General features: G+C 59.7%; 10 protein-coding genes. 6 read left to right on the top strand and 4 right to left on the bottom strand.

All coding sequences use genetic code 11. The features are described from left to right. The first annotated feature begins 113 nt into the window (after positions 1-113). From ACZY1F_RS17635 to ACZY1F_RS17645, 3 genes are all read left to right on the top strand, one after another. Entirely contained in the window at positions 114-1,025 is a 912-nt protein-coding gene (locus tag ACZY1F_RS17635) for a MurR/RpiR family transcriptional regulator (RefSeq protein WP_463943460.1), read from the top strand. A 556-nt stretch (positions 1,026-1,581) separates the two neighbouring features. Further along, complete coding sequence (gene lysA, locus ACZY1F_RS17640) at positions 1,582-3,024, top strand: diaminopimelate decarboxylase (protein WP_463943462.1); 1,443 nt, start codon at positions 1,582-1,584, stop codon at positions 3,022-3,024. 790 nt (positions 3,025-3,814) lie between these two features. Beyond that, a complete protein-coding gene (locus tag ACZY1F_RS17645; RefSeq protein ID WP_463943464.1) occupies positions 3,815-4,747 on the top strand; it encodes a MurR/RpiR family transcriptional regulator in 933 nt (310 codons plus the stop codon). 182 nt (positions 4,748-4,929) lie between these two features. Here ACZY1F_RS17645 and dapF read toward each other — a convergent pair whose 3' ends face one another. From dapF to ACZY1F_RS17665, 4 genes are all read right to left on the bottom strand, one after another. Next, positions 4,930-5,991, bottom strand: coding sequence for a diaminopimelate epimerase (gene dapF / locus ACZY1F_RS17650; RefSeq protein ID WP_463943466.1), 1,062 nt, complete (start codon positions 5,989-5,991; stop codon positions 4,930-4,932). Between the two features lie 136 nt (positions 5,992-6,127). After that, entirely contained in the window at positions 6,128-7,282 is a 1,155-nt protein-coding gene (locus ACZY1F_RS17655) for a threonine aldolase family protein (protein ID WP_463943468.1), read from the bottom strand. Further along, entirely contained in the window at positions 7,279-8,037 is a 759-nt protein-coding gene (locus tag ACZY1F_RS17660) for an SDR family oxidoreductase (protein WP_463943470.1), read from the bottom strand. The genes ACZY1F_RS17655 and ACZY1F_RS17660 overlap by 4 nt, the downstream gene beginning before the upstream one ends. Further along, positions 8,034-9,428, bottom strand: a complete 1,395-nt coding sequence (locus tag ACZY1F_RS17665; RefSeq protein ID WP_463943472.1) for a DUF6421 family protein — start codon at positions 9,426-9,428, stop codon at positions 8,034-8,036. Before ACZY1F_RS17665 ends, ACZY1F_RS17660 begins: the two co-directional genes overlap by 4 nt. Before the next feature lie 311 nt (positions 9,429-9,739). Between ACZY1F_RS17665 and pdxS the strand changes: the two genes are divergently transcribed. From pdxS to ACZY1F_RS17680, 3 genes are all read left to right on the top strand, one after another. Further along, the gene (gene pdxS / locus ACZY1F_RS17670) at positions 9,740-10,645 is read left to right on the top strand and encodes a pyridoxal 5'-phosphate synthase lyase subunit PdxS (RefSeq protein ID WP_463943474.1); all 906 of its coding nucleotides are present in this window, start codon (positions 9,740-9,742) and stop codon (positions 10,643-10,645) included. Positions 10,646-10,653: 8 nt separating this feature from the next. Next, a complete protein-coding gene (locus ACZY1F_RS17675; RefSeq protein ID WP_463943476.1) occupies positions 10,654-10,962 on the top strand; it encodes a hypothetical protein in 309 nt (102 codons plus the stop codon). 519 nt (positions 10,963-11,481) lie between these two features. Next, complete coding sequence (locus ACZY1F_RS17680) at positions 11,482-12,090, top strand: MarC family protein (RefSeq protein WP_463943642.1); 609 nt, start codon at positions 11,482-11,484, stop codon at positions 12,088-12,090. Positions 12,091-12,145 lie beyond the last annotated feature (55 nt).

Genomic DNA, 12,145 nt, shown 5'->3' on the forward strand with positions numbered 1-12,145 from the left:
GGAGCCAACCTGCGCACGCGTTTCAATAGGGTTGTATGATTTGGTTCAAACCCAGTCTCATTCAGCGCTGGTGCTAAGGCTCCGGTCTGAATGAACCCATTTAGGAGGCGAGCATGTCAGATCAGACGATGAAGGACGTGCCGGTGTTCGAAAACATCCGGCGTCGACTGTCTGAGATGACCTCTGCCGAACGGAAGGTAGCCCGCACCCTGCTGGGGGGGCCCGCGACCCTTGGCCTGGAATCTTCGACCAAGCTCGCTGGGCACGCTCGGGTGAGCGGTCCTACGGTGATTCGTTTCGTTAATCATCTGGGATTTGCCACATATGCCGAGTTCCAGGAGGCAGTGAAGGTCGAGGTTGTGGCGCGGGTGACGCCACCGGTGGATCAATATCCCGAGGCGCACAGCATTGCAGGCAATGCATTAAGCGACCTTTCTAAGACGCTTAGTTCCGCCATATCCGAGACGATGAGCCGGCTGTCGGAGAATGATATTCAAGCGGCGGCGGATCTTCTGGCAGACCCACGACGAAAGGTCCTTGTTTTTGGTGGTTGGTTCACTTCGTCCCTGGCCCGGCACCTGGCCGCGATGCTTCGGGAGTTGCGGCCCGGCGTCGAGTATATCGATGACGCCCCCTCCCGGCGCGTAGCGGCACTGTGCGATGCCGACAAACGCACCACCGTGGTTGCTTTCGACTTCCGGCGCTATGAGGCGGAGGGCGAGAAGCTAGGACGTGCGATGGTCCAGCAGGGAGGAAAACTCATACTCTTCACCGACCAGTGGCTGTCCCCCCTGGCGGACGTGGCTCATGCCGTGCTGCCTGCGGTAGTCGGGACGCCTAGGCCATTCGAGTCCTATGTCTCCTGCATGGCGTTGGTTGAGGCCCTCACGGCAAGGGTGGTGGACATGACGGCGGATTCATCAAGAGCTCGATTCGAACGTTACGCGTCCTTCGTAGATACCCTGGTTCCGCACTGGGAGCACGAACGTGAGATCGAAGTCGATGATGAGGCGATTGGGGCCTGACTCTACAAGGCAACAAGATCAAGGATCCCAGCTTCCATGAGGGTCTCTCGACTTTGGGGTGAGTCGTCGTGGCTTCATGACTGGGGCCGATCCCGGGTTGATATGCGCGGAGGTGTACTTACTGCACGACGCTGCGGTGGGGCGATATGTGGACACTTTCAGTCAGTGAGTAGCATCGCGACCGCGTGAAAGCCCAATGCTGACTGGATCGTCTCAGGCGCAGACCAGCGCGGTTCCCGCCTGGGTAGCGCCGCCGCCAAGGAGCCCTGCAGTTTGGCCCAGCGAGGATGAGCGGGGGCTGTTACTGCGGTGCTGCCACACTCTGCTAGTCTCATCACGCCTTTGAACATATTCATTCATGATTTTCATTGATAGCAAGATATGAATGAGGTTATACTCGTACCAGGCGGGGCAACAGCTTCGCATTGGATGAACCGGAACGACACACTAGCGTCCGGCGAGGGTTCGTGCTCCCCCGTTTACAGTCCGCTGGGGAAGCGCGCCTGCCGACGTTCGAATCCGGACCGCTGGATGAGCGACTAGAACGAGGCATAACTTGACGATTGAAGAAGCGCTGACGCGGGCCGAGTCGCCCTTGGCCCCATCGTGGCTAGCGGTCCCCTCTGACCTAAATGAGCTGCCCTCCAAGATCTGGGCTGGCGAAGTTATGCGGTCGGCATCGGGGGAACTTTCCGTTGCTGGAATCGGCGTCACCAAGCTCGCCCGGGATTTTGGAACGCCCGCCTACATCGTTTCCGAAGACGACTTCAGGGCGCGTGCGCGGACTTTTCTCACGGCGTTCAATGATGCATTTGCACCCCTGTGCGGAGGTGTTGATGTCTACTATGCGGGTAAGTCATTCCTCTGCATCGAGGTCGCCAAGTGGGCCATCGAGGAAGGTTTACGGTTGGACACCTGCTCAGGCGGCGAGCTGGCTCTTGCGGCACGGGCCGGCGTCGACGGCTCCAAGCTGGGCCTCCATGGGAACAACAAGTCTGATGCGGAATTGGTACGCGCGCTCGACATGGGAGTCGGGCGAATCATCGTGGATAGCCTCCAGGAACTCAATCGCCTCGGCGAGCTCGCCCGGGACCGAGGCACCAGGGCGCCGGTTCTCCTACGTTTGACTCCGGGCGTCCACGCTGAAACCCATGAGTTCATTGCCACGGCCCACGAGGACCAGAAGTTCGGCCTTTCCATGGCTTCTGTCGAGGGACAGAAGTCGGCTGCAGAAACAGCCGTCGCACAAGCCCTGCAGGACACCGGAATCCAGCTCTTGGGCGTTCACAGCCATATCGGGTCGCAAATCTTCTCCCCCGACGGCTTCGCCCTCGCCGCTCAGCGGCTGCTAGCTTTCATCGCCGACATGCGCACAACTTACGGCGTCGTTCTCAAAGAATTGGATCTCGGCGGCGGGTACGGCATTGCCTACACAGAAGCGGATCATCCGCAAGAGCCAAAAGTGGTGGCTCGCGCCATGGCAAAGGTGGTTGCCCGCTCCTGCGACGAACTTGGCATTGACGTTCCGAAGATATCCATTGAGCCTGGCCGCGCCATCGTCGGAACCTCCACGTTCACTCTGTACGAGGTAGGGACTCTCAAAACGAACTACGTCGAACACGAGTCTGGCACACTGCCACGCCGGTACGTTGCCGTCGACGGAGGGATGAGCGATAACCCCCGCCCTGTCCTCTACGGTGCTGACTACTCGGCGAGCCTCGCCTCGCGCAGCTCTGAGGCCGAACCTGCACTGTCACGCGTAGTCGGGCGCCACTGTGAAAGCGGCGACATCGTAGTCCGCGATGTTTACCTCCCGGCAGATCTGCGACCAGGAGACCTCCTCGCTGTACCCGCCACGGGGGCATATTGCTGGGTTCTGTCCAGTAACTACAACTACACTCCACGGCCGCCCGTTGTCGCAGTCTCAGGGGGCCACGCCCGCCTCATCATCCGGGGCGAAACGGAAGACGACCTGTTCAGCCGCGATGTGTGGAACTGAGCAGCTCCCGGCATAGCCGATACCTCGTCAGTCTCCTCCCAAAGGCCGATTATCCAATGACGGATCTCTTCAAGGCACTGAAACCAATCGAACGACGCCCGACGACCAAACCCCTGAAAGGCGGTGGGCGCAACGGTCAGCTAGGCGTCGGCGCAGATGGTCTTATCCACCCCTTCCGCTCAATGAACACCTTGTGGGCACCGGCCCTAAACCCCGGCGCCCCCGCTGAGTGGTTCAACAACGCGGGCGAAATGGCCACGTCTCATGTCGCTCGGCATGGTTGGTAGGCAACAGTGTCACCTAATTCCGGCGGCCTCATCTCCCTCCTTCGCGATGACAAAGGCGAGTATCTTCCATCCCGCAGATGGCCGCAGCTGAAGGAAGGTCACTACGTCATTGTCCAGCGGGATGGAGAATCGGTCCTGGCAGGGGAAGTCGATGTCATTTCTTCTGACGGGTCGATCTTCTGGGTCTGGCTTGACGGAGGTCGCGGACGAATCGCGGTTTATGCAGATGAGGGAACCGGCGTTTGGTTGCCCAGGGGCCATAGCAACGGTAAAACCGACCGGTCATCTTCGTAAGGCTGTACATGCCGATGCGCTTTATCATCCATACATGTTTTTCGGGCTGAAGACAGCGTCGAGCTCGTGACTCGCAGGGGCTGTTGTTATCCGCAAACGACGCCAAGCTGATCCAAAAGGCCTTGAGCTTTAACCCGGGGCTGTATAGGATCATTCAAACCCAAAACTAATACGTGGTGCGGAATGGATTCAGTTAGAAGGTAATAATCTTGGAAGGTAGTCTGATCATCAGAGACCTGCCCGTGTTCGAGAACATTCGTCAGCGACTCCCCGACATGACCGTCTCGGAGCGCAAGATAGCCCGGATCCTCCTCGGGGGGCCAGCGACGATTGGCCTCGAAACGTCAACAAAGCTTGCCCGGCAAGCCGGCGTGAGCGGGCCGACGGTGATACGTTTCGTGAACCATCTCGGTTTTCGCACTTACTTGGCTTTTCAAGAGGCTGTAAAGGTTGAGCTGGTCGCGCGTGTAACCAAGCCTGTCGAGCTCTTCCCGGCCGCGCCCGGTGGTACGGGTGGGGGTGTCCAGGACCTATCTGGCGTTCTCACGTCTGCGCTTTCCCAAACCCTCAGCCAACTCTCTAGTGTGGACCTCAACATTGCCGCCGACTTATTGGCGGACCACCGCCAAAAGGTCCTGATTTTTGGTGGATGGTTTAGCTCATCCCTTGCCCAACATTTAGGCGCCATGCTCCAGGAACTACGGCCGGGGGTTGAATTCATCGACGACTCCCCCAGTCGACGCGTAGCGGCTCTCTGTGATGCAGGCAGGCGCACTACCGCCGTTGCCTTCGATTTCCGCCGCTACGAGGCCCGGACGGAGAAGCTGGGTAGGACAGTAGTAGAACGCGGCGGGAAACTCATACTTTTCACCGACCAATGGCTTTCCCCACTGGCCGATGCGGCAAGCGCGGTGTTGGCGGCTTCGGTTGGATCAGCCAGGCCTTTCGAATCATATGTTTCGAGCATGGCTGTCGTAGAAGCGCTGACGGCGCGAGTGGTTGATCTCACCTCAAGCAGGTCCCGGGCGCGATTCAGCAGATACGGGTCGCTGGCGGACGAAGTTGTCCCGCATTGGGACTACAAGGGAGGACTTGAGCTCAAGGACATGACGGTAGCGCCCCTGCAGCGGCAACAACTGTGACGGCCTCGGCTTATTTGACGTGGATGGATCCTAGTCGGGCTGAGAGCAGTGCCACATAACTTCTTACGCGAGAACCTCTTACCGCATTGCGTAAACGCAGATATCAGTCGTTTGTTTGCTCGAGGAGCGGCCCTCGTAGGTGGACGTCAGGCCTACAAGCCCAGCAGGCCTACGCAACGGCGCTACTTCATCGTGGTGAGCCAGTCGTCTTCCCACATTTCATGGCTGAAGGTTCCCCTCGCAACAATTCGGGCGGGTCCACGCAAAAGGACGTGTTCTTTCGTGCCGCCCTCAGACTGTGCGACGTTGCTGAAGGACACTCTGACGGGTCCACCGGGCATCGTGACCAGCCAAGTCTTTACGTCATAGAGTTCCTCAGAATGACGAACAGCTGCCGCGACTGCGCAAGCGCCTGTCCCGCATGCTTGTGTCTCGCCGACAGAACGTTCAAAAACCCTCATATCAACTGAGGCCGGAGCCCCGGCTTCGGGCAGCTGGGTAAACGTCGCGAATTCCACATTTGTCCCGGCGGCGGGGTTGGGTTCAACCCGTGGCGCTGACCCCAAGTCAAGCATTTCGAGTGGAGTCGTGGCCGGGAGGATGACAACAGTGTGTGGATTACCCATGTCGATGGAGATGGCTGCATTTGACGGCTGCCCCTTGATCGAGACCTTAGCATCTGATCCAATTCCCGCTACCTGCTCGGGGAATGACAGGCGCCACGGGCCCATATCGACTTCATAACCACCCCGGCTACGCTCCACCCATTTGACACCCGCGCGTGTCCCGACAGCCAATTTTGATCCTTCGCCCAGCCGGATCAGCCCCACAGAAACAAGGAAGTGGACGAACGCGCGAACGCCGTTGCCGCACATCTCAGCAATACTGCCGTCCGCATTCCTGTAGTCCATGAACCACTCAGCTTCAGGCGTACCCCGCAATAGTGTGCGTCCCTCTGGAATGTTCTCTGAACGGACGGCGCGGATGAGACCGTCCGCGCCGACGCCCGTGTGACGGTCGCAAACCCGGGCGGTCGAGGGCGCATCAATCTGGAGTACGCCTTGAGGGTCCGGGATGAGGACGAAGTCATTGCCTGTTCCATGGCCCTTCCAGAAGGGAACTCCGTCCGAAAGCAGTTGCTTACCTTCGAGCATCTGGGTGAAGTGGACCGTAACGCAATGTCGGGAGCCGCCCTTCGGGGGTTCGGCCGTCGCAGCTTGCAGTGCAGTGGAGGCATCGGTCATTGGAAAATCAGCCTTTCGGAGGAAGAAAAAGGAATTGATAGCTGATGCGGAGTACATGGTTGGCTGGCCAAGGTGCGTAGGACTGCAGCGGTGCGCATCTGGAATGCACGCCATCTCAGCGGCTGGCGGACCTGGACTACTCAGACGAAGGTCCCCTGCTTGCGCCTGAAGCGTGTTCGGCTTGGATCGACCCCCGTGCAGAAGCCATTGCTGCTGCTTTGACGGCTGCCACGAGGGATTCGACGTCAGTTTGGGTGGTGTCCCAGGAGCACATCCACCGAACTTCACCGCGTGCCAGGTCCCAGTCATAAAAACGAAAGGACTCACGGACTTTCTCCGCCGCGCCGGGAGGAAGGATGGCAAAGACGCCGTTGGACTGGGTGTCCTGCGTTATCGAGATGCCGTCAATGGCTGAGACGCCGGTCCTTAGGTGTTGGGCCATGTCATTGGCGTGGCCGGCTGACCGAAGCCACAGGTCCCCTGACAGCAAGGCAATCAGCTGTGCCGAGACGAACCGCATCTTGGAGGCCAGCTGCATATTCATCTTGCGCAGGTAGTTCATGCCGGGGTCAGTTTGTGAATCGAGCCAGACCACCGCTTCACCGAACAGCAGCCCGTTCTTGGTCCCCCCGAAGGACAGGACATCCACACCGACATCGGTGGTGAATGCCCGCAAAGGCAGTTTGAGGTGGGCTGCCGCATTGGCCACCCGCGCTCCGTCCATGTGAAGTTTCATTCCCTTGGCGTGGACGTGTTCCGCGATCTGCCGAATTTCTCCCGGGGTGTAGCAGGTGCCAAGCTCGGTGGTCTGGGTGATCGATACGACCAGTGGCTGTGCCCGGTGTTCATCTCCCCATCCCCATGCTTCGGCGTCGATCAGTTCCGGCGTGAGTTTGCCGTCTGGGGTTGGGACAGGCAGAAGCTTTATGCCTGCGATCCGCTCCGGGGCGCCGTTTTCATCGGTGTTGATGTGTGCGGTTGAAGCGCAGATGACGGCTCCCCAGCGCGGGAGCAGGGCTTGGAGGGCAAGGACGTTCGCCCCAGTTCCATTGAATACCGGATACGCGGTGGCGGTGGCGCCAAAGTGGCCCTGGATGACCTGTTGAAGCCGCCCTGTGTAGACGTCCTCCCCGTAGGCAGTGACGTGCCCTTCATTGGCCGCCTGCACAGCGGAGAGGATCTCAAAGTGAGCGCCTGCGTAATTATCCGAGGCGAAACCGCGGTATTCGGGATCGTGGAGGCGTCCCGCCACTACTGAGGAGCTTGAGTTGGATTCGAGATTGACGCTCATACCGGCGTAGTCACCAACCTGCCGGAACTAAGAGATAGCCGTTGACCGTTGATTTCTCCTGCTTCCAGCTCAAAAATCCGCTCCACTGCCTCGGCAAGATCAGATACGTCAATAAAGCCCGGGAACTTTCGTTCGGGTTGGGCTGCCCGCATCCGGTCATCTACCAAGGCCTTGACCACGAGGACAAGCGCTGCCGAATGCTGAGTGCTGAGGGAATTGCCTGCGCCCACCTGCATCTGGCGGAATCCATCGGCTACTGCAAGAGTCCAGGCTTCGGAGGCAGATTTCACTGCCGCATACGCAGCGCCATCAGCAGTCGGCTTAGAAGCCGCTTCGGCCGACACGATGACCAGCCGGCCGGACGCGGAGACCGCCAGGTCATCGTAGAAGGCCCGGGTGGTGTTTCGAAGTGTGGTGAGGACGCTGGTGTGGAGGAAGTCCCAGTCTGCATCACTCTGTCCTGGAATGCCGCCGCCACCTCGCCAGCCGCCCACGAGGTGGATGAGACCATCGACGGGACCGAGGTTGGCCCGTACCGACTGTGCCAGGTCATGAACGGCTTGCTGGTTGGCGAGGTTGCAGACGTATCCTGTGACGTTGTCGTACGCGGCGGCCAGATCGTGGACGCGGTCCTCAAGAATGTCCACAGCGGCTACGCGCGCTCCTGCCTCGGAGAGGGTGCGGACCACCGCGGCGCCGGCTGCGCTTGTTGAGCCGGCGACCACGATGGTCCTCCCCGAGAGGGCCCCGTTCACGCGATGGCCTTGCTCGTAGTGTTGACCGGGCTCTTGCCCGTGACACCGGCGGTGGATTCGATGACGGGGCGCATCTTCTTCTCCAGTGCTTCGTAGAACATGGACAGGGGGAATTCGTCATCGTGGACCTGATCAGTCAGGCCCTTGGGCGGCCCGTCCAAAGGCAGAGCGTCGGGGCCCTTTGCCCACACCGATGAGGGGTTAGGGGTGAGGGTTTCCGAGACGAGTTCGTAGGCTGCAAGCCAGTGTGCGGTCTTTGGCCGGTCGATGGAACGCCAGTAGAGTTCCTCGATCCGGATTCCCAGTTCGACGACGACGCCGGCGACATCCTTCCAGTCGATGCTGAGCTTGCCATCAGTCCAGTGCAGGACCCGGTGCTGGTGCATCCAGGCGAAGAGCAGCTGGCCGCCCACGGCGTCGTAGTTGCGTACGCGGTTACCTGTGATGGCGAAGCGGAAGATGCGGTCGAAGATTACGGCGTACTGGACCAGCTTGGCGTGCTTGCGTGCATCCTCGGAGGCGTTCTCGTCCTTTTCGATGATGACTGATTCGCGGAAGGCGGTCAGGTCGCAGCGCAGCTCCTCAAGGGAGTACAGGAAGTACGGCATGCGCTGTTTGATCATGAACGGGTCAAAGGGAAGGTCGCCGCGCATGTGGGTCCGGTCATGAATTAGGTCCCACATCACGAAGGTTTTTTCCGTAAGGTGCTGGTCCTCGATCAGTTCCGCGGCATCCGCCGGGAGCTCCAGGGACGTAATGTCGGCAGCGGCTTTCAGGACCCGGCGGAATCGGGCTGCTTCGCGGTCCGCGAAGATCCCTCCCCAGGTGAACGTGGGAGTGCTCCTTACTGCGACGCTCTCAGGGAACAGTACGGCGGAGTTGGTGTCGTAACCAGGGGTGAAGTCCACGAAGCTGATGGGCACGAACAGCTTGTTGGAATAGTGGCCTGCCTCGAGGTCCGATACGAACTCGGGCCAAATAACCTCGATGAGAACAGCTTCGAAGTAGCGGTTGGTGCTGCCATTCTGCGTATACATGGGGAAAACAACCAGGTGCGGCAAGCCATCGATACGCGAGTGCTCAGGGTGAAAAGCTACCAGCGAGTCCAAAAAGTCCGGGACACCGAAATTTTCAGACTCCCACCGACCGAAGTCCCGCACCAGCAACTCGAGGTATTCCGTGTCGTGAGGCAGGTGCCGCCGCAGCTCATGGATCGAAGTAACGATGGTCTTGATGTTGGAGCGCGCGTGGTCATGATTGGCGGTGTCAGGGACCGAACCGTCCTGTACCTGAACCTTCTGCAATTCAATGACAGCCGCCTTGAGGGCGCTCCAGGCCGGGAGGACCTTCAAGTCCTCGACTTTGGCCAATTCGCTCGTCGTAATCGACATGCCAGTTCCTTTCGTGGTGGGTATGACACCAAGGTAGCAACGGGTAAGCGCTGCTAACAGAGGCTAGTCCCATGAGTAAGCAAGTCTGTTGCTTGGTTGGGCCGGAGGCTTTCATGCGTGCCATAAGTTTAGGGTCGAACCTATTCAGACGCCATAGTTTGGAGCTACTCTGAATGAAGTCGTACTCTGATATGGTCCGCTACGCGCTCTACAAAGCGAGATTCTCGGGTTGAAGAGACGATCTACGGCGCAAAGGCGGAAAGCCTAATTCGGGCCAGTTTTTACTGCCCTGACCCAAAAGGAACCTCCAAATGACCCATACCTTTGATGAATATGCAGTGAAGGGCAGCAGCCGCGTTAAGCGTGGCATGGCTGAGATGCTCAAGGGCGGCGTCATCATGGACGTCGTCAATGTTGAACAGGCCCGCATCGCCGAAGATGCCGGTGCCGTTGCAGTGATGGCGCTGGAACGCGTTCCGGCCGATATCCGTGCCCAGGGCGGCGTGTCCCGCATGTCCGATCCGGACATGATCGAGGCGATCATCGCCGCCGTCTCAGTGCCGGTCATGGCCAAGGCCCGGATCGGCCACTTCGTGGAGGCCCAGGTCCTGCAGTCGTTGGGCGTGGACTACATTGACGAGTCCGAGGTCCTGACCCCGGCCGACTACGTCCACCACATCGACAAGTGGAACTTCAAGGTTCCCTTCGTCTGTGGCGCCACCAACCTTGGTGAGGCCCTGCGCCGCATCAACGAAGGCGCGGCCATGATCCGTTCGAAGGGCGAGGCCGGCACCGGAGATGTCTCCAACGCGACCGGGCACATGCGCCAGATCCGCGCCGAGATCGCCAAGCTTGCCGCACTGCCCGAGGACGAGCTCTACGTCGCGGCCAAGGAACTGCAGGCCCCGTACGAACTGGTCAAGGAAGTTGCCGCCGCCGGCAAGCTCCCCGTGGTGCTCTTCACCGCTGGCGGCATTGCTACTCCGGCCGACGCCGCGATGATGATGCAGCTCGGCGCTGACGGCGTGTTCGTCGGTTCCGGCATCTTCAAGTCCGGCAACCCGGCCCAGCGTGCTGCTGCCGTGGTCAAGGCCACCACGTTCTTCGATGACCCCGACGTCATCGCCAAGGCCTCCCGCGGCCTCGGCGAAGCCATGGTCGGCATCAACGTCGACGAAATCCCCCAGCCGCACCGCCTCGCCCAACGCGGCTGGTAGGACCTGACATGACACAGCCGGAGACGCGCGGGCTCCTTGCCCCCGGTTCCTATGACAAGGGCAGCGAGCTCCCGCGCAGCGAATGGGGACAACTGGAAGAAGGCCACTACGTCATGGTCCAGAGGGATGGCGAGTCAATCCTCGCGGGCGAAGTCGATGTTCGAACCAAAGACGCCTCCGTCTTCTGGGTATGGCTTGACGGAGGCCGCGGACGCATCGCAGTTTACGCCGATGAGGGTACCTGCGTCTGGTTACCCAAAGGCTATCGCTTGGTAGCTGCAGAAGAACTCGCAGGGGCACACTCTCAAAATGATTAATGGGAGCGCCCACTGACCCGATGTCGGGCGCCGAAACATGGCAGCAAACAAGCTTGAAGCTTAGGAAGGAACGCATGGGCCCCCTCACCAAACAAAGACCCCAGTACGCCGCCAAGGACCGTTCTTACCCCATATCCACCACTGGACCGGCGCAACTTTGCCCGCAAGAAGGCAGGGGGATCCTCGTGGGCGCGATGTTCCCAAGCGCTGTCCCACAGCCGCCGGTCACTCCAGTTGAGGTGCCGCAACTTCCGGCTGACGTAGCCACCCGCCGGAGCACAGACGTCATCTTTTACGACCCGATCTCCTCCGAAGGTAGCGGGGAACTGACCCGAGAGCGCCCTACGGGAGCAACCAGGACAGCAGCCCAAGAGCCCAGGCGCCGCAATGCCCCCAAGGCCAGGGACGTAACTCGCGCGGAAGCCATAGAAGCGGTCGCCCGCGAACTGGCATGGCTTTCGGTGAGGAAGCGCCCCCGTGAAGGACGAACGCCAACAACGGAGGGAGACGATGGAATGGATTGACGGGCCACTGTTCATCTCCGTCCTGGTTACCTTGTTCGTCATCATGGATCCTCCTGGAACCGTCCCCTTGTTCATATCCTTAACCGCAGACATGACAGTTAAAGACCGAAACCGCTCGGCATTACAGGCCCTGGTCGTAGCCGCTGGCGTCATATCAGTTTTCGCCGTGTTTGGCCAAAACATCCTCACCTACATGCACATAAGCCTTGCCGCCTTGCAGGGCGCCGGCGGGCTGCTTCTTATCCTCATAGCACTGCAGCTACTGACCGGAATGGGAGATGGGCAGGACAGTGCAAGCCGATACAAGAACGTAGCGTTTGTGCCACTTGGAACTCCCCTAATGGCTGGTCCGGGAGCCATCGTCGCTGTCATGGTGTTCACCCAGCAAGCCAACAGCCCTGCTCGCGTTACCGCCGTCGTGAGCGGGGTGCTGTTGACCTTTGTGACGCTGTACCTGGCGATGCGCTTTGCATCATCTGTTCAGAAGTTCCTCGGCGAAGACGGCGTCGAGCTGGTGACCCGCATCGCCGGCCTACTGTTATCCGCCATCGCTGTGCAAATGATTGCGGACTCTATACAGGACTTTGCCAGCACCTGGAATTGATGGATCGGAATCGTGCGGTGTCACTCACAATTGCAGCACTGCAGTGATGAACGTC

Source organism: Pseudarthrobacter xylosi (genome assembly GCF_055412765.1).

Bases quoted from the DNA above. Each gene is read 5' to 3' on its own strand.
- ACZY1F_RS17635 (WP_463943460.1), top strand. From the start codon at position 114: ATGTCAGATCAGACGATGAAGGACGTGCCGGTGTTCGAAAACATCCGG.
- ACZY1F_RS17675 (WP_463943476.1), top strand. From the start codon at position 10,654: ATGACACAGCCGGAGACGCGCGGGCTCCTTGCCCCCGGTTCCTATGAC.
- dapF (WP_463943466.1), bottom strand. From the start codon at position 5,991: ATGACCGATGCCTCCACTGCACTGCAAGCTGCGACGGCCGAACCCCCG.
- ACZY1F_RS17655 (WP_463943468.1), bottom strand. From the start codon at position 7,282: ATGAGCGTCAATCTCGAATCCAACTCAAGCTCCTCAGTAGTGGCGGGA.
- ACZY1F_RS17665 (WP_463943472.1), bottom strand. From the start codon at position 9,428: ATGTCGATTACGACGAGCGAATTGGCCAAAGTCGAGGACTTGAAGGTC.
- pdxS (WP_463943474.1), top strand. From the start codon at position 9,740: ATGACCCATACCTTTGATGAATATGCAGTGAAGGGCAGCAGCCGCGTT.